This window comes from Chryseobacterium sp. C-71 (assembly GCF_020911865.1).
Lineage (GTDB): Bacteria > Bacteroidota > Bacteroidia > Flavobacteriales > Weeksellaceae > Chryseobacterium.
Genome location: NZ_CP087131.1, coordinates 977,181 through 998,771, shown reverse-complemented (window position 1 = coordinate 998,771; position 21,591 = coordinate 977,181). Strand labels below are relative to the sequence as shown.

Annotated in this window: 19 protein-coding genes; 11 read left to right on the top strand and 8 right to left on the bottom strand. The window is 34.7% G+C overall.

What is annotated here, in order from left to right:
* Window positions 1-37: 37 nt before the first annotated feature.
* The 3 genes from LNP04_RS04475 to LNP04_RS04465 form a co-directional block, all read right to left on the bottom strand.
* Window positions 38-1,759: a cellulase family glycosylhydrolase gene (locus tag LNP04_RS04475; protein WP_229985377.1), complete on the bottom strand. Its 1,722-nt coding sequence runs from the start codon at window positions 1,757-1,759 to the stop codon at window positions 38-40.
* Between the two features lie 131 nt (window positions 1,760-1,890).
* Window positions 1,891-2,247, bottom strand: a complete 357-nt coding sequence (locus LNP04_RS04470) for a hypothetical protein (RefSeq protein ID WP_229985376.1) — start codon at window positions 2,245-2,247, stop codon at window positions 1,891-1,893.
* Window positions 2,248-3,210, bottom strand: coding sequence for a Gfo/Idh/MocA family protein (locus tag LNP04_RS04465; RefSeq protein WP_229985375.1), 963 nt, complete (start codon window positions 3,208-3,210; stop codon window positions 2,248-2,250).
* Between the two features lie 132 nt (window positions 3,211-3,342).
* On the opposite strand from LNP04_RS04465, the gene LNP04_RS04460 reads away from it, so the two are divergent.
* The 8 genes from LNP04_RS04460 to LNP04_RS04425 all read left to right on the top strand — a co-directional run bounded on the left by LNP04_RS04460 (window position 3,343) and on the right by LNP04_RS04425 (window position 15,497).
* Window positions 3,343-3,996, top strand: a complete 654-nt coding sequence (locus LNP04_RS04460) for a protein-L-isoaspartate(D-aspartate) O-methyltransferase (protein WP_229985374.1) — start codon at window positions 3,343-3,345, stop codon at window positions 3,994-3,996.
* 3 nt (window positions 3,997-3,999) lie between these two features.
* Window positions 4,000-4,395, top strand: coding sequence for a DUF1801 domain-containing protein (locus LNP04_RS04455; RefSeq protein ID WP_229985373.1), 396 nt, complete (start codon window positions 4,000-4,002; stop codon window positions 4,393-4,395).
* A gap of 96 nt (window positions 4,396-4,491) precedes the next feature.
* Window positions 4,492-5,463, top strand: a complete 972-nt coding sequence (locus LNP04_RS04450) for a D-glycerate dehydrogenase (protein ID WP_229985372.1) — start codon at window positions 4,492-4,494, stop codon at window positions 5,461-5,463.
* A 56-nt stretch (window positions 5,464-5,519) separates the two neighbouring features.
* Window positions 5,520-5,819 carry a hypothetical protein gene (locus tag LNP04_RS04445; RefSeq protein ID WP_229985371.1) on the top strand — a complete coding sequence of 100 codons (300 nt, stop codon included), beginning with the start codon at window positions 5,520-5,522 and terminating at the stop codon, window positions 5,817-5,819.
* A gap of 184 nt (window positions 5,820-6,003) precedes the next feature.
* On the top strand, window positions 6,004-10,206 hold the full coding sequence (locus LNP04_RS04440) for a T9SS type B sorting domain-containing protein (protein WP_229985370.1): 4,203 nt from the start codon (window positions 6,004-6,006) through the stop codon (window positions 10,204-10,206).
* A 159-nt stretch (window positions 10,207-10,365) separates the two neighbouring features.
* Window positions 10,366-12,936, top strand: coding sequence for a T9SS type A sorting domain-containing protein (locus LNP04_RS04435; protein WP_229985369.1), 2,571 nt, complete (start codon window positions 10,366-10,368; stop codon window positions 12,934-12,936).
* Between the two features lie 12 nt (window positions 12,937-12,948).
* A complete protein-coding gene (locus LNP04_RS04430) occupies window positions 12,949-14,934 on the top strand; it encodes a urocanate hydratase (protein WP_229985367.1) in 1,986 nt (661 codons plus the stop codon).
* 2 nt (window positions 14,935-14,936) lie between these two features.
* Complete coding sequence (locus tag LNP04_RS04425) at window positions 14,937-15,497, top strand: hypothetical protein (protein ID WP_229985366.1); 561 nt, start codon at window positions 14,937-14,939, stop codon at window positions 15,495-15,497.
* Between the two features lie 75 nt (window positions 15,498-15,572).
* Here LNP04_RS04425 and LNP04_RS04420 read toward each other — a convergent pair whose 3' ends face one another.
* From LNP04_RS04420 to LNP04_RS04400, 5 genes are all read right to left on the bottom strand, one after another.
* The gene (locus LNP04_RS04420) at window positions 15,573-15,938 is read right to left on the bottom strand and encodes a hypothetical protein (protein WP_229985365.1); all 366 of its coding nucleotides are present in this window, start codon (window positions 15,936-15,938) and stop codon (window positions 15,573-15,575) included.
* Between the two features lie 87 nt (window positions 15,939-16,025).
* Window positions 16,026-16,292, bottom strand: a complete 267-nt coding sequence (locus LNP04_RS04415) for a DUF1883 domain-containing protein (protein WP_229985364.1) — start codon at window positions 16,290-16,292, stop codon at window positions 16,026-16,028.
* Between the two features lie 16 nt (window positions 16,293-16,308).
* Window positions 16,309-16,629, bottom strand: coding sequence for a hypothetical protein (locus LNP04_RS04410; RefSeq protein ID WP_229985363.1), 321 nt, complete (start codon window positions 16,627-16,629; stop codon window positions 16,309-16,311).
* Window positions 16,630-16,983: 354 nt separating this feature from the next.
* Window positions 16,984-17,901 (bottom strand): IS982 family transposase, encoded by a 918-nt coding sequence (locus LNP04_RS04405; RefSeq protein WP_407928602.1) that lies wholly within the window; start codon window positions 17,899-17,901, stop codon window positions 16,984-16,986.
* Between the two features lie 228 nt (window positions 17,902-18,129).
* Window positions 18,130-18,765 carry a hypothetical protein gene (locus LNP04_RS04400; RefSeq protein ID WP_229985362.1) on the bottom strand — a complete coding sequence of 212 codons (636 nt, stop codon included), beginning with the start codon at window positions 18,763-18,765 and terminating at the stop codon, window positions 18,130-18,132.
* Window positions 18,766-19,056: 291 nt separating this feature from the next.
* Between LNP04_RS04400 and LNP04_RS04395 the strand changes: the two genes are divergently transcribed.
* The 3 genes from LNP04_RS04395 (at window position 19,057) to LNP04_RS04385 (ending at window position 21,581) form a co-directional block, all read left to right on the top strand.
* On the top strand, window positions 19,057-19,737 hold the full coding sequence (locus tag LNP04_RS04395; protein ID WP_229985361.1) for a peptidoglycan DD-metalloendopeptidase family protein: 681 nt from the start codon (window positions 19,057-19,059) through the stop codon (window positions 19,735-19,737).
* Window positions 19,738-20,056: 319 nt separating this feature from the next.
* Entirely contained in the window at window positions 20,057-21,034 is a 978-nt protein-coding gene (locus tag LNP04_RS04390) for an IS110 family transposase (protein WP_229983271.1), read from the top strand.
* Between the two features lie 94 nt (window positions 21,035-21,128).
* The gene (locus tag LNP04_RS04385) at window positions 21,129-21,581 is read left to right on the top strand and encodes a hypothetical protein (protein WP_229985360.1); all 453 of its coding nucleotides are present in this window, start codon (window positions 21,129-21,131) and stop codon (window positions 21,579-21,581) included.
* The last annotated feature ends 10 nt before the right edge of the window (window positions 21,582-21,591 follow it).

The following is a 21,591-nucleotide window of genomic DNA, read 5'->3' as shown; positions in this document are numbered from 1 at the left end:
TAGATTCTAAAAGGGATTTGCAATTTAATATTTTTTATTATTTCAATTCAAAAGAATTTATATTAATGCCATAGTTTTCAAAATAAATCCTGATTTTATTTTCTCCCTTTTTAAGGTTAATTTCTTTGATAGAAGTTGTTTTCCAAGTTTCATTTCCACCGGTAGATTGTAAAGATAGCGTTGATAATTGTTTTCCTGAACCATCTTCAATTCTGATTTTCCCGTCTTTAGCGCTTGCATATTTTATCTCAAAACTATAAGCTCGATCCGTTTTCGAATTGATAGTGTACTGAAGCCATTCTCCGCTTTCCGTTTTTCCAACGTAATAATTGTTGTCTTTTGTTTTATAAATATCAACTCCGTCATTTCTGAGTTGATTTCCTGAATTCCATTCAGATCTTTTTGCAGCGTCACTCACCCAAAGATTGATGAAATCTTTATCCTGATAAGCAGAACCTATTTGCCCCAAATCATAATCAGTTGCGTTCACCTTTCCGGGAGCTTGGTGATTTTTAAAAGGTTTTGTTGAGTTATCTTTCGTCTGTCTGAACATCGCATCGATCACGTCGTTTTTAATTTCGACATTGCTGAATTTATAATTTTCTGCAATCTGCATCAATGCTTTGGTTGCGAATTCTTTGGATGGTTTTTCGCCTCCGTTTTTCCAGTAATTTAACAATTTTTGATATTCAGGAGTGATTTTTACATTGGTAATTCCTGCAATGTTATCGATTTTTTTCATTGGCCAAAAGGCATAGCCAATATTATGTTTGTCTAAAAGCTGAATCAGTTCTGTAAACCAAACGTTTGAATTTTCTCCCGTTTCGCCCAACCAAATTGGCATATTGTGTTTTTCTCTCAGATCTAAAGCGAACTTTAAGGTCTCATCATTGTTGTAATTCCAATATTTATGGAAACTGAAAGCCATATTGTCATCCCAAATTGGGATTAACCCGTTATAATTATTTCCCCATCCGTTTCCTTCAAGAAAAATAATGTGTTTTTTGTCAACCTCACGGATGGCTTCTGTAATTTCTTTCTGTAATTTCCAAAGTGGAGCGTTCGACATTTCGTCTGTACCATTCGGGTTTTTTCCGGTGAAGTTGATATTGGGTTCGTTGATTAAATCATAACCTCCAATCCAGGGTTCATCTTTGTATCTTTCTGCTAATTTTTTCCAAAGAGCAATGGTTTTCTTTTGATTGTCTTCATTTTCCCAAAGTGAAGGTTTGGATTTGTCATTGTCTGAAATATTCGCATCATTTCCCTGCCCGCCCGGAACAGCGTGAAGGTCAAGTATTAAATAAATTTTGTTGTCTTTGCACCATTTCAATAAGTCATCGGTCATTTTAAAACCTTCTTCCAACCAGGTGTTTTGACCTTTTACCTCTTCTTTTTCGATGGGTAAAGTGTATAAGTTATAGTGCATCGGAAGTCTGATAGAATTGAAACCTGATTTTGCTAAAAAATCAATGTCCTGCTTTGTAATTCCGTTTTTCAGGTAAGCCTTGTAAAAATTTTCCATTCCTTCCTGACCAATCAAATCGGCAATTTTTTCTTTGATTTTAAATTGCGGACCTGCAAAATCTGCCGTTTTCAGCATGTAGCCTTCCTGTAACATCCAGCCTCCCAAACCTAGGCCTCTTAATTGAATATTTTCTCCTTTGTCGTTTACAATTTTTTTTCCGTCGGTTTTTAATAATTGCGATGTCCCAAATTGAGACAATAAAAGTGCGGATAATAGGATGGTTCTTTTCATTGGATTGATTTTTAAATATGAGGGGAGTTTTGAGTATTTTGATTTTAACAAATATATTTAAAAATTGTTGAAAAAAATCCTATTTAAAAATAAGTTTATCAAAACAAAAAACGGAATTATTTAATTCCGTTTTAATTATTTTTGATTGTAGATTTTAACCGCAAACTATCGAAAAATTGATTTCCAAATTTGGCATTTATATTACTATTCATCATATTTTTATAGCAATTCTCATTTATTTCTGTTTGAGAAGAAGGTATACATCCTGCGGGAAATAAGGTGTCGAGAGTAATTTGATTCTCTTTCAAAAGCCGGCTGTACTCCTTTCTGTCAAAACTTTTATCTGATTGAAGATAATCATAATAAACAAATTTATTGTTCTTAAAATCATTTTTGGCTTTTTCATGCTGTTGCTCACAAGAGAGACTGCTACTTTTATCACAAGCAACTAAAAGTATTGATATAATAATGAAAAAACCTTGTTTCACTTAACTGATCAGTTTCATAATCTCTAGAGCAACTTTCAACGCTTCAGTTCCGTCTTCCAGAGAAACTTCCACATTTTTATCTTCTAAAATGGCATCTGCGAAAGAATTTAATTCATCCAATATTGCATTATTAGGCTGAATGTTTGGATATTCAAACAAAATCTGATTTTTCTCACCTTCAGCATTCTCTATAATCATATCAAATGGAGTAGGGTTCTCTGGAGCGTCTTTCATTCTGATCACTTCCGCTTTTTTCTCTAAGAAATCTACAGAAACATAAGCGTCTTTTTGGAAAAATCTGCTTTTTCTCATCGCTTTCATGGATATTCTTGAAGTGGTCAAGTTGGCAACACATCCGTTTTCAAACTCGATTCTTGCGTTGGCAATATCTGGGCTTTTGCTTACCACACAAACGCCACTTGCGTGAATTTTTTTAACTCTAGATTTTACAACACTCAATAAAATATCCAGATCGTGAATCATTAAGTCTAAAACCACTGAAACATCAGTCCCGCGAGGATTAAATTCTGCCAGACGGTGAATTTCAATAAACATCGGATTCTGAATATAATCTTTAGCTCCGATAAATGCAGGATTGTACCTTTCAACGTGTCCTACCTGTGCTTTGATGCCAAATTCACGACATTTATAAAGAATTTCTTCTGCCTGTTCAAGCGTTTGGGTAATTGGTTTTTCTATGAAAAAATGAAGACCTTTATCGATGGCTTTCAGAGCGTAATCATAATGATAAAGCGTTGGTGTTACAATATCCAACATGTCGATTTGACTTAACAAATCTTCAAGGTTTTCAAAATATTTGTAACCAAATTCGGCTTCCAGTTTTTTACCATTTTCTGCATCCTTATCGTGGAAACCGATAAATTCATATTTATCAGACTGATTGAGAAGTCGTAAATGTATTTTTCCCAAATGTCCGGCACCTACCAAACCTGCTTTCAACATAGCTTTTTAATTTTTGTAAATATAGTAATTTTAGATATTCGGAAACTGATGATAGGTTTTAGGTTGACAAATAATGATTGTTTTAGTATTTTTGTGATAAACTAGCGCCTGCTAACTAATAACAACGATCTGATGACGCACGATTCATTTGTACACAAAGGGAAAAGAAGGAATTTAATCAATTATCTACGCCAGCAAATTGGGATTTCTGACGAGAATGTACTTTCTGCGATGAATGAGATTCCGAGACATCTTTTTATCGAAAGTATTTTTGAAGATTTTGCTTATGAAGACCGTGCATTTCCTATTTTGGCTCATCAGACAATTTCGCATCCTTCGACGGTAGCAGAGCAGTCGGAACTTTTACAGTTGAAACAAGGAGAAAAAGTTCTTGAAATTGGTACTGGTTGCGGTTATCAGACTGCCGTTTTATTAGCTATGAAAGGTTTGGTGTATACGATTGAGAGGCAGAAAGATTTGTTTGATTATTCTAAAAAGAAATTCAGAGAATTGCATTTGTATCCAAAGTTTCAGAGTTTTGGGGATGGCTTTGCCGGGCTTCCGACTTTTGCGCCTTTTGATAAAATCATTGTGACTTGCGGAGCTGCAGTTTTACCGACAGAATTATTAAAACAATTAAAAGTTGGCGGAAAAATGGTCATTCCATTAGGTCCTACGGACGAGCAGGTTTTATACAGATTTACAAAAATTTCACCTACTGAAATTGAAAAAGAAGAGTTTGGTGCATATAAATTTGTACCGATGTTAAATAATACTAATCAATAAATCATGATCAATCCGGATATTCTTGATTACAACGAAAAGCAATCTGATTCAGATCAGGAAATCTGTGCTTTACTTTCAAAAATTATTGACTTAGAATTAAGAGATTCGGAAAATAAAATCTGGCATGCACATCCCGTCTGGTTTTTAGAAGGAAATCCAATCGTTGGTTACAGCAAACAGAAAAAAGGAATCCGTCTCATGTTTTGGAGCGGAAAATCTTTTAATGAGGAAGAACTGAATGTGGAAGGTGAAAAATTTCAAGATGCTTCAGTGTTTTTTAATGATAAAACTGAAATTGATGAAGTTGATTTGAAGCGTTGGCTCGGAAAATCTACAGAAATTCAATGGGATTATAAGAATATTGTGAAAAGAAAAGGTGAACTAGTGAGACTAAAATAACTTTTTCGGAACGAAAATTGAAGCAATTAATCATAATTTAACCTCACTTTTAAAAGTTGTGAGGTTTTTTATTTGAAATAAATAATCATAAAAATAATGAAAGTATTCATCAATAAAAGAATTCCCGAAATAGGAATTACAATGCTGGAAGAAGCAGGTCTGGACGTTACTGTTTCAGAAAATCCAGATTTAACGCAGGAAGAATGGTTAGAACATTGTAAAAATACAGACGCAATTCTCAACGTAGGACAAAATAAATATGATAAAGATTTTTTTGAGAAATTCCCAAATGTAAAAGCAATTGCATTGTATTCTGTTGGTTTTGACCATGTGGACATCAATGAAGCTAACGAGAGAAATATTCCTGTAGGAAATACACCGGAAGTTCTAAGCAAAGCAACTTCTGATGTTGCATTTTTATTAATGCAGTCAGTCGCAAGAAGAGCAAGTTACTATTTTCAAAAGGTGAAAGACGGTGATTGGGGAGAATTTGATCCGCTTCACGAGCTAGGTCAAGAATTATACGGAAAAACTTTAGGTGTTTTTGGGTTGGGAAGAATTGGTTATGAGATGGCTGAAAAGTGCAAGAAAGCTTTTGATATGAATATTATTTATCATAACAGAAGTCATAACGAAGAAGCTGAAAAAGAACTCGGCGCAAAGTACGTTTCGTTCGAGGAATTGGTGAGTCAGTCTGATGTTTTGAGTATTCATGCTAATTTTACGGAAGAACATTCTGAACTTTTCAATAAATCTGTTTTTGAAAAAATGAAATCTAATGCGATTTTCATCAATACCGCAAGAGGAGGTTTTCATAATCAGAAAGATTTATATAATGCATTGGTTTCAGAAAAAATTTGGGGAGCTGGTTTGGATGTGACGAATCCCGAACCTATTAAAGATAACGATCCTATTCTGAAACTTTCTAATGTATGTGTTTTGCCTCATATTGGTTCGGCAACAATTGAAGCGAGAAACGGAATGGCAAAATTAGCAGCAGAAAATTTAATTGCTTTCTCTAAAGGTGAAAAAATGCCGCATTGTGCAAATCCTGAAGTTTATCAATAATAATCGAATCTTGGAATCATTTTTGTCTTATCACTTACAACACTAAAAATAATATTATGATTCCACAAGACAATACTGAAGAGCAAGAAAGAAATTTACAAGAAATGGATTACAATCCGGGTGAAGACATTTTCAATAAAGAAGAGCATATTCCTTTGGACGGCGACGGAAATCCAATCATCAATCCCAATCATGTAAATAACGGAATGCCTTTCGGGCTAGATGTTCCCGGTGCAGAAGATGATGACAATTTTGAGCAGATTACAGATCAGCTTCCGGATGAGGAAAATGATTTTTACAGCCAGAGCGATAATGAAGACGATCACGAAGAAGAGAACGATGATATCGTAAGCTAGTAGGATTAAAAGTATAAAAATTTAAGCTATCTCAATTGAGGTAGCTTTTTTTATTTAACCCAATATTAATTTTAGACAAATAATTATTTAATATTATTTATAATACATTAAAAATGTTTTATGTTTGTAAAATATTTATTTATAATTATTATTGTTTAATTAAATTTTAATCCATTCTGTGTGTATGAAAAAATATTTATCGGTTGTATTTTTATTAATTTTAATATCGGTCTTTTCCCAAACTCCACTTCAGGTAAAGATTAAAGATGCTTCGGGAAACGAAAATTTCCATGTAACGTGTACCAACGATCTGGATGCTAACGGTTGTATTCAGCTTCATGCAGAATTTCCTGTGCTGAAACAGACTTCAAGTTATGCCGTGACCCCAGAAGTTTATAATCCCGCAGCTCCTTTAAACCAGGGAACGCCTTTGAATGCCAATTTTGATGATGCTTTTGCCGTAAAATTGGATCTTCCTTTCTCGTTTTGTTTCTTCAATCAAAATTTTAATGCACTTGTGGTGGGTTCTAACGGAATGGTCACTTTTGATCTCAGCCAGCTTGGAAATATCAATTATCCCAATGTTTTTTGGCAAAATCCGAATGTGAGTCTTCCGAAAAATTCAATTTTTGGGGTGTATCATGATATGGTTTTTGCAGCCGGAGATTCTTCAGAAATTTATTATTCAACGGTAGGAGCTGCGCCTTACAGAAAATTTGTGATTAATTTTTATGACGGAAGGGTATCGGGTTGTACAGATCGCTCATCGTCTCAAATCGTCCTTAACGAAACAACAAACATTGTTGAGGTTTTTGTAGATAAAAAACTGACTCCTTGCCCAACGAGAAAGTTTGAAAATGCAGTGATCGGAATTATGAACAATGACGGTAGTTTAGGCTATTCCCCGGCTTCAAGAAATACCGGGAATTGGCAAGCGACACAGGAAGCTTACAAATTTACCCCAACCGGTAACACGATTCAGCCGGAAGTTACGTGGACTAATTCTACAGGTCAGGTCGTTGGAAACGGTGTGCAAACCAATATTTGTCCGACTCAAAATGATACATATACAGCTACGGTTAAATTTAATGTTTGTGGAAGCAGTTTTCTGACGTTCACAGATGATTTTTTATTAGATTTTGATGCGACCTATCCGGTTGCAAAAAATTATAGTCAGAATTTTTGCGGAAATGTTCCGGTAAATATTAATCTGAATGATTTTAAACAAAATTTAACTTCACAAAATCCTGCGAATTTCAATTTTACTTATCACTCAACTTTGTCCGATGCACAATCTGGGCAAAGTGCCTTGTCTCCCAATTATGGTTTGACTGCTAACTCAGTTTTTTATGTAAGAATTCAGAATCCCAATGTGCCGACCTGTTTCAGAGTTTCAGTTCTTACCCTTAATTTTTTGAGTAAAAATCTTCTTTTAGATTTGATTTTACTTTGTGATACCAATAATGATGGTGTTGAAAATGCGTATGATTTAACTTTATTAAACAATCAGATTCTTCCGCCAAACACTGCCGGAATTACATATCATGCAAGTCAAAATGATGCTCAAAACAACAGCAATCCAATCGTCACAGCAAATATTACAGCGACAACAAAAATTTGGGTCAGATTACAGGATACGAATTGCGTGTATGTTTTAGGACCATTAAATTTTGCCTTAAAACCAGGCGTTAATGCTAATTCCCCCGGTCTTTATTCTTATACCATATGTGACATCAATGATGATAATCTCGAAGAATTTGATTTTGCTTTAAATCTTGGACCATTGATTTCCAGTCAGCCAGGAGTAGGTTTTTCTGCTTACAGTACTTATGCCGCAGCTTTTAGCGGAACAGGATCTATTTTAGGAACAATAAAGGATGGGTTACAGACTGTGTTTATCAGAGTGCAGATTGCAGGAGGTTGTTTTACGGTGATTTCTGTGACTATGAATGTTACTTTTACTCAAATTAAAGCAAATGATAAAAATGAATACATTTGTTTTAATGGAACTGAGGATGTCAATGTAGATTTGCTTGCGCTTTCTGCAAATATGTTGATGCTGCCTACGACGGCTCTGTTTACAGAATTTTATCAGACTTATGGAGATGCAGAATTAGGAATAAATCCGATTTCTTCTAATCAGACGATTACGACCAACGGTGATTTCGTTTCTCAGACGTATTATGTGCGTTTTAAAGAAACAGATGAGTGTTATACCATCAGACCAATTAATGTATATCTGGTTCATCCCGTAGTTTCGACTTCGGCTTTCAGTATTTGCGATTTTAATAATGATAACTCTGAAAATGTTTCGCTAACAGCTTTCACTGGAGCTATTATCGGAAGTCAGAACGCAAGTGTTTTATTTTATCTGAATCAGGCAGATGCGCAGGCGGGAAATAACGCAGTAACAAACGCAACAATTACTGGAAACAACCAGCTTTTCGCAAAAATAACTTCTTACAATTGTACCAAGATTTATCCGGTAAATTTCTCTTTGGTTTCAACACCGGCAGTAAATTCTACAGTAAACGTAACCTTAAATAATATCTGCGATAACAATAATGACGGAGTAGAAATGTATAATCTTACACTCTCACAACCACAAATTTATAACGGATCTTCGAATGTAATTTTTACTTATTATGCTTCTTATAATGCTGTGAATCATACTTTTTCAGGACAAATTACGAATCCTACACAATTTATGGTACAAGGAACTGCGACAGTGTATGTAAAGGTGAAATTTAATAATAATGAATGTTTTTCAGCATCTCAATTAAATGTTCAGATGATATTTTTACCCGCAGTTGTATTGACAAATGCGGTGTTAAATATTTGTGATGAAGATTTTAATTTAAGTGAAACTTTTCAATTGAATGATGCGGTTTCACAACTGTTTATACCTGCTCAAAATACGTATACGCTTTCAAATATGAATATTTCATATTACCTCACCGCAGCAGAAGCCAATGCAGGAAACACTGCAAACCAAATCGGAAATTCTTACACAACCAATATTTCCAATGTTCAGGTCTGGGCGAGATTTCAGTCGAAAACGACTGGATGTTTTTCTGTAGCTCCGATTCAATTGAATACGTATTTTCCTCCAAAAGCAATCAATTCAAGTATAACGATTTGTGATGAAAATTTAGACGGAACCTATGAAGTCAATCTGATGAATTATACAAATTTGTATATTGATATTCCAAACCAGATGAATACGTTTAGTTTCTATCTGACGCAGTCTGATGCTCAGAATGGTATCAATGCAATTGCAAATCCGACAAACTTCACCGCTCAGCCATTCCCGGCTCAGATTTGGGTGAAAATTCAGAATATTCCGGCTTGTGATGATATTGCTAGTATTAATTTCATCTTTGGAAATAAAATTGTTCTTCAGAATGCAGGACCGTTTAATTTAAATAATTTCTGCGACAATGGTAATGACGGAATTGAAAATGTAAATTTAACCCAGTTTCAACAGCAGATATATTCAGGAGCGAATGCAGTATTTACCTATTATCTGTCTTTAGCGGATTTAAATGCAGGAACAAATGCGATTGCAAACCCTTCAACTTATCCATTCAATCAAAACACGGGACCGAATATTATTTATGTAAAATTCAGTGCTCCAGGATTATGTCCTGAGATGACGACCATCAAACTTTCGTTAAAACTAGTACCGATATTTGAGATTCCAACTCAATATTTCTGTCCGGACGGAACCTTTACATACACTTTAAAAGTTGAAGGACACAATATTGTAAGCTATGTCTGGACAAATCCTTCAGGGCAGGTAGTTTCTACTACAGATACGATTACAGGAATGAATGTTGTCGGAACTTATTCGGTAACTGTTACGTCTGACAATGGATGTTCTTACACGGTGACATTTGAAGCAAAATATTATGATGTTCCTGTCATTCAGCAGATGGTTGCCAGTGGAAGTACCTACACAATTACTGCAACTGGTTCGCAGCCAATTGTCTATTCTATTGACGGAATAACCTGGCAGTCAAGTAATGTTTTCTACAATTTGCTAACAGGAATTACCACTTTCTATGTAAAATATGTTGAAGGAAAATGTATCGTAAAGCAAGACGGGGTAATTTTAGATATTAAAAATGCCATCACACCAAACGGAGACGGCGCTAATGATCAATGGATCATCAGAAATCTTCATGTTTTCGGAACTAAAATGACCAATGTAAAAGTATTTGACCGTTATCAATATTTGATTTTCGAACAAAACACCAACACTCAAATCATCTGGGACGGAACAATCTCAGGCAGACCAATTCCTACCTCAAGTTATTGGTATGTTATCACACTTCCGGATGGAAGATCTTTTACCGGATGGATTTTGGTGAAGAATAATAATTAAAATATTTAATGATTAACTTAAATAGAATCCGCAGCAACGAAGTTGCCGCGGATTTCTCTTAAAAAGTATATGTGTTAAATTTTAATATGTTGATTGATAGGTGAAATACATTTCAATTAATATGATTATTTTAGCGGAAACTAATTTAGATAATTCTTTATGAAGAACATTTACTGTAAAATGTTGCTTATTTTACTTTGCAATGTAATTTTTTCTAATCTTTATTCTCAGGATAAGTATGTAAAAGACCCTAATTTTAATGCGGCTTTTCAAACCAATAAATTCTTTATTGACGGAAGACAGGGAATCGATTTCAGTGTTTCCCAGCCGGATGGTAAAATTCTTGTGATTTATAAAACGTATGGCTATGTGGTAGGAGGAGATTCGTATAATGTTGTAAGAATCAATCCTGATAATTCTATTGATACAGGTTTTACGACGGCAGCTTTCGACAAAGAAGTAAAAAGCGTTGCTTTACAGAATGATGGTAAAATTATTGTTGTCGGAGCTTTTAATATTCACAATAATGTTGCGACAAATTATATCATAAGACTGAATATAGACGGAACCAGAGACACTACGTTCAATGCCGGAACATTTGCGTTTCAGCAGTTTGCTACGAAAAAAGCATTGGAAAAGGTTGTTGTACAGCCGGACGGGAAAATTATAGTGTGCGGGAACATTACGGCGTACAATAGTGCGGCTCACAATTTAATGGTAAGATTAAATCCGAATGGTTCTACCGATACAACATTTCTGGCAAGTACAACATATGCTCCTGTTACTACAGGAATGTCTCATTTTGCATTACAGCCAGACGGAAAGATCGTTGTTGTATACTCCGGATCTTATTTAAAAAGGCTTAATGCAGATGGAACTGATGATGCTTCATTCTATATTTATACCGGAGGATCATTTATTAATATCAGAAGTATTGCCGTAAGAAATGACGGTAAGATATATGTAGGGGGTAAAGGTGTATTTTTTGGAAATACTCAATATTTAACTCGTTTAAACGCCGATGGATATCGAGACACCACTTTTCCGACTAAGGCATTTTATCAAAATTTTGCTCCAAGTCCTTCGGCAAACGGAGTTTTTGCGCTTTTAATTCAGCCGGACGGAAAATTGTTGGTAGGAGGTAATTTTATCAGCTATGGCGGACAGGCAGTTGCAGGAATTATGCGTTTGAATGACAATGCCACATTGGATACTACATTTGAAGGAAAAGTGACTCATATGGTCAGCGGATATTCGTTTCAGGATCATATAGACAACCTGAGTTTTCATTCGAATGGTAATTTGATTGCAACAGGCTTTATTAGATATTATAATGGAGATTTTGCAGGAAATATGATAATGACCGAACCTGTAAATGGTAACAGAATTACTTCTTTTCAAAATATCTGTAAAGGATTTGACAGGGCTCCGGAAAAAATGTATGTTCAGCCGGACGGAAAAATTATCCTGACAGGTGATTTCTATTCTTATAACGGAAAAGTAACCGACAGAATAGTTCGTTTAAATGTTGACGGAAGTGTTGATAATGGTTTCAATGTTCAGTCTCATTTATTTTTAGACGGTTCAAGCCAAACTCCCGCAGGAATCAGATTTTTACCTGATGGAAAAATATTGATGGGAACAGAAGGCACAACTTATTTGAACAGGAACGGCGGCGGTATCGTAAGATTAAATTCCGACGGAAGTCTTGATCCTACATTTTTCAGCCTTGTAAATAATGATGTAGGGCTTATGGGATCTTTAAGAATAAGAGATTTTATTGTATTTAATGACGGAAAACTCCTGACCCCGGGAATGTATTATTATCTTAAAAATAATGTTTCTACTTCCATCAATTATTCATTTGTAGCATTAGATAGCTCAGGAAACATCGATAATTCTATCGATTATGCAGAACCTTTTGCAGAACTTCTTAAGGTGAAATTATTACCCAACAACAAGATCTTAGTAACAGGATTAAATTCAGGAAACAGCACTATAAAAAGGCTTTTACCTAACGGACAAATTGATAATACTTTTGTTACTGTAACATCGCAGCCTTTTATTACCGAAATTTTTCCCGCTGCAGACGGAAAGATTTACGGAATATCAAACAGAACTTCAGGACATAAACTAATGCGTTTCAACGAAGACGGGACATTGGATAATACTTTCGTTCCACAATCTTTCAATGATGGAATGGTAACGGATCAGGAAACCTTAGAATTTGAAAATAACGGTAAGTTTTTTACAGCATTGCCGGTAGCAGCCAGTTCAAAAGGATTGGTAAGACATAATGCAGACGGAACCTATGATACAAGTTTTGATATTGGAATAGGCTTTCAGAATCCTTTGCTAACACTTTACAGTGATGTGGTTTCCACAATCAAAAGACAGGGAGATGGATTTTTAGTAGGGGGAGAATTCAGAACCTTCGATGGTCAGCCAGTGAGGGGATTGGTAAGACTGATTCCTCAGGATTTTTTAAATATCAAAGAAACAAAAACAGAGAAAAAGAATTTAATTTATCCAAATCCGACAACAGGAATCATTAATATAAAAACTGAAGGATTTATTCAATACGAAATATCCGATAATGTAGGAAGAACAGTTGTAAAATCAAGCGAATTAAAATCGACAATTGACGTTTCTTACCTTTCTGCAGGTGTTTATTTTATTAAGCTTAAAGGAACAAAAGATACTTCAGTACAGAAATTTATTAAAAAGTAGAATTAAAACGATATGACTTTTCAGGAACAGATACAACAAGGAATTCCAACAGAATTGCCTCAACCAAAACCATACGAAACCCACATCAACCACGCACCAAAACGTAAAGAAATTCTATCAGACGAAGAGAAAAAACTCGCTCTGAAAAATGCTTTGCGTTATTTCGAACCCAAATTCCACTCAGAATTGTTGCCGGAATTTAAAGAAGAACTGGAAAAATACGGTAGAATTTATATGTACCGCTTCCGTCCGGATTATGAGATGAAAGCAAGAGATATTGCAGAATATCCCGGAAAATCTGAACAGGCAAAAGCAATTATGCTGATGATTCAGAATAATCTGGATTATGCGGTAGCGCAACATCCGCACGAACTGATTACTTACGGTGGAAACGGTGCGGTGTTCAGCAACTGGGCGCAGTATCTTCTGACGATGAAATATCTGTCGGAAATGACTGACGAACAAACATTAACGATGTATTCCGGACATCCGATGGGATTGTTTCCTTCGCACAAAGATGCTCCAAGAGTGGTGGTGACGAACGGAATGATGATTCCAAATTATTCCAAGCCGGATGATTGGGAAAAATTCAATGCGCTGGGTGTTTCGCAGTACGGACAAATGACAGCAGGATCTTATATGTACATCGGTCCGCAGGGAATTGTGCATGGAACGACGATTACCGTTTTGAATGCTTTCAGAAAAATTAATAAAGAACCAAAAGGCGGATTATTCGTCACTTCCGGTTTGGGCGGAATGTCCGGCGCTCAGCCAAAAGCGGGAACCATCGCAGGTTGTGTTACAGTGATTGCGGAAGTGAATCCAAAGATTACCAAAATTCGTCACGACCAGAAATGGGTGAATGAAATCCATGATAATCTTGATGAACTGGTAGCAAGAGTCAGAAAAGCTCAGGAAAATAAAGAAGCGGTTTCTCTGGCTTATCTTGGAAACATCGTTGAGGTCTGGGAAAAATTTGATGAAGAAAATTTAAGAATTGATATTGGTTCAGATCAGACTTCGCTTCACAATCCTTGGGCGGGCGGTTATTATCCAGCCGGACAAACCTTTGAAGAATCAAACAAAATGATGGCAGAAAACCCTGAATTATTCAAAGAAAAAGTTCAGGAAACATTGAGAAGACACGCTTCCGCTATCAATAAACATACATCAAAAGGAACTTATTTTTTTGATTACGGAAACGCATTTTTACTCGAAGCTTCCAGAGCCGGAGCCGATGTAATGTCAGATCATCCTACGTTGGGAAGAGAGTTCAAATTCCCTTCTTACGTTCAGGATATTATGGGACCGATGTGTTTTGATTACGGTTTTGGGCCGTTCCGTTGGGTTTGTGCAAGTGGAAAACCGGAAGATTTGCAGAAAACAGATGAAATTGCCTGTCAGGTTTTAGAGGAAATGATTAAAACATCTCCCAAAGAAATCCAGCAACAGATGAAAGACAATATCACTTGGATTAAAGGCGCTCAGGAAAACAATCTGGTCGTTGGTTCGCAGGCGAGAATTCTGTACGCCGATGCGGAAGGAAGAATGAAAATCGCTGAAGCCTTCAACAAAGCCATTGCCAACGGAGAGATCGGAGCGGTGGTTTTGGGAAGAGACCATCACGATGTTTCGGGGACGGATTCGCCGTACAGAGAGACTTCCAATATTTATGACGGCTCAAGATTTACGGCAGATATGGCGATTCACAATGTGATTGGCGACAGTTTCCGTGGCGCGACCTGGGTGAGCATCCACAACGGTGGTGGCGTTGGCTGGGGCGAAGTGATCAACGGTGGCTTCGGGATGCTGCTCGACGGTAGCAATGATGCCGACAGAAGATTAAAATCAATGCTTTTCTGGGACGTTAACAACGGAATTTCCCGACGAAGCTGGGCAAGAAATGAAGGTGCAGTTTTCGCCATCAAAAGAGCAATGGAAGCAGAACCGAATTTGAAGGTGACGTTGCCGAATTTTGTGGATGAAAATCTTTTCTAAAAATGACTGTTCAATCTAAAGATTCTTTAATTTTTAAAGGAAAGCGCTATTCAATTAATGCTAATTTATCTGATTTAGATTTATTATCACATTTAGATATTGAAAAATACACAGCAAAATCTTCTCGTAATTGGAGAGGGTATACTGCACAATTTATTATAAGAAATAATTTTTTATGTCTTAATGAAATCTTCTTACATAATGATGAGGAACAATGTAGAATAGAACAAACATTACAAAAGTTCTATTCTAAATATGAAGATGGAAGAATTGAGTGGTTAAATGATGTTGTAATTTTAAACGAAGATGATAAAAATGAACCAATCAGAATTATTTTAGAGATTTCAAACGGTTTGCTTTCACAAGTTTTATTTTGTAATGAAGAAGAATTTGAAGAACTTGAGAAAAGGCAATTTAAAAATTTCATTGGAAGTGATGAGTATAAAAGAAAAATAGAATTTTATCTTTCTATGAATGATAAAAAAAATGCCTTTTTTACAGAGGAAAAAGTTGTAGGCTTTATGGAAAAAAATATTTTTTCTTACAGTACAAAATTGTATTGAATGAGAGTTTGTTTTAAAACTTTCAGATATAGAAAAACCTGCTGTGAGGAAGGTTTTTACTTTTATTTGTATAGATTAATTACGTTTTTTAGTTTTTCTAAAATTTCCAAACTTTGGATCCGATGCAGATAGCCCAGTTTTTTCATAAATTTCTCTTCTCCTTTCTTCTTCTGTTTTTTCTTTTGGTAAATTATGAGAATCTTTTTTCTTTTTAATAGGGAGTGTTGTGGCGATTCTTTCATTCGAAACACCAGTTGATTTATTAGGTAGCCACTTATTTCCACAATTTAAACAATGTATTTGAATTTTATTTGCTCCAACAGTACCGGCTACTAATCCTAATGGTCCAGCAACAAAAATTCCTGCTATGGCTTTTCCGAATCCAAATCCTTTTTTTTGTGAAGTGATTTGCTCTGAATTACATTTTGGACATCTTATCATTGTTTTTATATTTATTAGTTTAATACATAAAATTTAATCTAGTAATTAGAAAAATCTTCTGTGAAGTTGATCTTCATAATTTATTAATTATTTAATAACCTTTACGGCAGAGCGTATTGTTCCTGAGTAGCCTCCTAAATCTATCGTTATATACCATCTTCCAAAATTTGGAACTGAAACTCGATAAGGAGAATGCTTTATATATCCTCCATAATATTTATGATTTTTTCCATATTTATAATTTGAAAAGTTTGAACTATCCATAAGTTTAACATTTGCAGCAGTTCCTGCTAAAGTCACTTCAACTATTTCTCCACCACTTAATTGACCTAAATCGTGTACTTGATATTTCATTTTTTTAATTTAAAAATTAGTTCTTGTCAATAGATGAAAATTTCTTAGTAAAGTTTACAAAAATTAGTTCGCAAAATCGTCCAAGATAATAACCTTCAAAATCTTCAACTTTCCCAGTGTAACTATCAAACTTAAAAACTTGTGATGTCAAATATTGATTGTCATTATCTGTTATTAGTTTTATAACTCCCTTATCTCCCCATTGCCCAATATGTTTCAAATATTCTGTACTATTTATTGTTAATATTTTCCACGTTGACAACTTTCCTTCGTTGATAAGTTTTATAATTTCATTTTTGAAATCAGTTGCATTTGATGTTTTGAACTTTAATGTCATAATGTTATTTTTCTCAAAAGTATATAACTTAACTTAATAAAAATTACGGATTTCCGTAATCTAATAATTAAGACTCACTTAAACTCTAATTCACATCTCCGGACATTATATCATCCTTAAAACAAACCTCCTGCACCTGCATTTTGTTTAAAACAACCCTATTCATAACTTCCTGCAATTGCATTTTATCTAAAACAAGGTTGTTTCTAACCTCCTGCAATTGCATGAAGTCTCCAGCAAGTTGCGGGGAACTTCATGCAACTGCATTTTATTTCCCACAAAATGTTTTAAACAAAATGCAGAATTTTTTATATTTGTTTTGAGTAATTAATACATTTTTAACCTGAGTTCGGTTTAAGCAAAATTTAAAAACAATTGACCATCATTTACTTTTTTTAAGTTTAATGATGGTTTTTTGGGGAAGAAACAATAAGCAGTTAAGCTCCCCAAAATATTCATCATAAAATTACTAACACTTCTGTGGCGAGTATGTTCCACTTGACAATGGTTCTTTAATTCATCATTGATCGTTTCAATGATGGCTCTTTTTCGGAGCAAAATTTTGTCTTCCATTTTCATAATATGATTCTTCATATTCTTACGAAGTTTAGTAAAAAGCTGGATTCCATCAGCAAAAAGCATTTCCCAAAGAGCCTTGGAAAGATATCCTTTATCGGCAAATAGTTTTCCAAAAAGCTGCTGCGTCATTTTTTTGATATGCTTTGGGTTTCTGTCATCAATATTTCCTTTCGTTATATAAAAGGATAAAAGTTCTCCCTTTTCATTACAAACCAAATGCAGTTTAAACCCATAAAACCAACCCATCGAAGATTTTCCTCGCTCTGCCAAACCTTTGAAAACTTTGTGATTGTGAATCCTTTGGTTTCTGCAAACTTTCAAAGTTGTGCTGTCCATAAAGCTGATTCCAGTACATTTACCCAGACATTTTTCTTTCAAAAATAAGGCAAAAACCACAAAGCTTCTTTGCTGAAGTTCTATAAATCTATTGTAGGAAAGGGCTTTGGGAAACAAATTATTCCAATAACCACAAACTATTTCCTGATAATAATGCTTAAATGTTTTGTGTGCACCCAGATGAAAACCAATCATAATCGTAATAATTTCAGAATCCGACATCATAGATCTTCTGTTTCTTCTCTTCTTTTGGTCGCCGAGCGCCTGAAATTTCATGTGTTTGATTTGGAAATCAAATTCTTTACAGAAATCATCAACTTGTACAAAAATATTTGTAATTTGGTCTTTCAAAATCATAAGCAATAGTTCGTTTAAATATTTGAATGTTAGATACTTAAATATACGAATTATTGCTTTTTATTGCAAATTTATTTTGTATTCTTATCCCGAACTCAGGTATTTTTAACAAACAAACACATTAAACGATGAAGATTTCATTAGTGAGACTGAGCACCAAAGACCTTGCGACTTTGGCTCAAGGAATTACCAGCATTCAGTCAGGAAAATAACCTGTGAAAAGCAAAACTATTTATTCCCCTTCAATGTCACCCCAACAGAAATTACAGGTTTTGAAAACTGACTGCCATTGGCAACATCTCCATTACCGAAAACAAACTGATAGCCTGCTCTTGTGGTGAGATATATACCAACCTCTTCTTTTGTGAAACTTCCCAATTTCAGCGAAAAATCTACTCCACCCTGGATGTTGTAAAAGAGATCACGGTTGAGCTTTCGCGGTACTTCATATTGATTCTCCATCCAGATGCCGTCCACTTCGCTGTAGGAAGTTTCAGTCGTTCTGTCGTCAGGATTGACGAGGCCTAAAAAATAAAAACCGGTCGAGAGATACGTGCTGAAAAAAAAATTATCGCTATTGATCACATCATTTTGAACTAAAAAATTGATAATCAAATGATTTGACCAGGTTCTGTTGGCAAAATAGCCAAAATTTTCAGAATGCTTTTCGCCCGTGTAACTCATTGCTGCACCCAATGAAATACGGTTATTCACATAGCCCCGTCCATTAAGTTGTATCGCAGGCTGATACTGCCGAATTGCAGGCTGCCATTCTACTCCTCCGTAAAATGCGATCTTGTCTTTCTGTGCAAAACAGAGGTTGCCACACATTAGAAACACCAGAGTATAAAGTACTTTCTTCATAACCAATAAATTTAAAGTTCAACAAACAAAAAAGAATTTTTAATTTGAAAAAATGTCTTCATTCTTTATTTATTAGACTTTAAAATTTTGAAAAGGTTGCCCAGATTTCCGAGATTTTTCAGAAAAATGAAAACCTCTAGTGTGAGGCAGGTTTTTTGAAAGTATTTTGAACCTTGAATGTGTAGATTTTAAATCTGTGTCTAAGCTTTTTTGTGAATTTTTACGGATTGAAAGTCCGCATTAAAAATATTCTAATCACATTCTCTATCTTTGGTTTTTACAAATATTATAATGAACACATTAGAAGATATTCTCCAAAAGCAAACCAACGTAAAAGTGATTGACGCTTCCATCGATACCAAAGATTATGTGGCGATTGATCTCTCGGCTCGGCATACGGATGCTTTAAATCTGGATCTTACCAATGCAGAAAAATTTGAAGAATTTATTGAAGAGCATCTATTAGAAAATAAAGCGAAAGTAGCATTTGGCGGTTATCTGGAAAGGCGAAATCTGTATAAAAGAAGCGAAAATTTTAATGCCGAAAATACAGAAGAGAGAAACATTCATCTTGGTCTGGATTTGTGGATCAAAGCAGGAACTCCTGTGTTAAGTGCTTTGAACGGCACCGTTCACAGTTTTCAAAACAATACTTTTCTGGGCGATTATGGTCCGACGGTTATTCTTCAGCATGAAATTGAAGGCGTTACTTTTTACACGCTGTACGGTCACCTTAGCCTGGAAAGTCTTGATGGAAAAAGTGAAGGTCAACCCGTAAAAAAAGGAGAAAAGATTGCCGAACTCGGAAAACCGCCGGTGAATGGTGATTATGCGCCACATCTGCATTTTCAGATCATTAAAGATTTGGAAAATAAAAAAGGCGATTATCCCGGAGTCTGCAGTGAAAATGATCTCGGTTTTTACAGTAAAAATTGCCCGGATCCGGATATTTTGTTGAAGATTACCGAGTAGGTCTTTTAAAGAAAACAGATCAAGAACTTTTTGAAAGACAGGCAAAATTCTGTGCTTCATTTCACTGGTTCTCGATACATTTTTCTCCGTTTAGCTGCGAAAAACACTCCTTTAGATTTGTAAAAAGAAAATTGATACTTTTATTAAGAAGAGACAAGTGTTTAAGTAAACTAATAATCACTCCGAGCAAAACTCATAGTTCGATTAAGACTTAAACACTTTCTTATCAAAAAACTCAGATAGAAATTCGGGATTGGAGCCCATTATTAAGGAGTTGAGATGATGATAAGTTTCTCTTTCAATTAATCAAAACAAATTTATGGAAAAAGTTTTTATTGGAATTGACATTAGTAAACTAACTCTGGATGTTTTCGTTAAGGGAGGTTCTAAAACACAGCATTATCAAATTGAGAATAATTCGAAAGCTATCAAAAAGTTTTTCAAAAGTTTCTCCAATACTGCAGATACCGTTGTAGGAATGGAAAATACAGGAAGGTATAATTTTGAACTTTACGAAGTTCTAAGTAATATGGACCTTTTAGTTTTTGTTATAAATCCACTTCATTTAAAGAAAAGCATCGGTTTTTTAAGGGGTAAGAATGATAAACTCGACAGTCAGAGAATTTGTATTTTTTTGGAGAAAAACCACATGGATTTAGAGCCTTGGATTGCTAAATCTTCAGAGATTCAAAAGATAAGTTTACTCAATGCAGAACGTAGACACAGAGTAAAAATAAAAGCAGGTTTATTAAGACAGATGAAAGATTTAAGCTTTCTTAAAAATCATACAGATAAGGAAATTATAAAACTTAATAAACAATTGATTTTACTTTTAGACAAGCAGATTAAAACAGTTGAGAAAAAGATGGTAGAGATTATTGAATCGAATGTAGAATTGAAGGATCAATATAAAAGAATACAGACTGTCCCAGGTGTTGGAAAAGTATTGGCTACTATGCTAATTGTTAAAACTAATGGATTTACAGAGATTCAATCGGCAAGAAAGATGGCTTGTTATTCAGGGGTAGTTCCGTTTGATCATCGCTCAGGTTCATCAATCTATTACAAACCTCGAGTCTCTACGATGGCTGATAAGGAATTAAAAAAGATTTTACATTTAGCTGCGTTGAGCTCCATAAGATTGAAAAATGATCTCGCTTCATATTTTCAAAGAAAGGTTTTAGAGGGAAAGAATAAAATGTCTGTCTTAAATGCAATTAGAAATAAAATCATACACAGAGTTTATGCTTTGATAAAAAATAATTCTGTGTATAAAAATAATTTGCTTATGTCATAGAAATCGAACTGACGGAGCGAACTGACGGTATTTTCATTGCAGATTCCATGAAATTTATTAATGAATGTCTGTATTAAAATGATATTTTTGAAACATGAAAATGTTTAAAGCTAATCTCTATAATATATACGATGACCGAGGCTGTCTCGTGGGAGAACAGGTTTTCAGTTCTTTTATAAAAGGAACACATGAACATTTGAAAGTGGATGGTAAAGCTTACTATCACAAGAAAATAGGTTTTTTCGGCAGAGAGATTCATTATTATAATGAGGATGGAAAATTAATGCTGAAAATAGATTCTGTGCACGAAAGAATATTTTACTATGGTGGAAGTTATACCGAAATCTATTACTATAAATCCAAAAGTTGGTATAAAAGTTTGATTTCGCTTTATCAGTTTGAAAACGACAAACTGCTGGTAAAATTCAGAAGAAGGTACAGTTTTCGAAAACCGATCTATGAGGCTCAGGTAGAAGAAAATTTTCACAATAAATTACTTATTTCAGCATTTGTATTTTATTATATCAAAGGCTATGAAGATGTATAAAGAACAACTA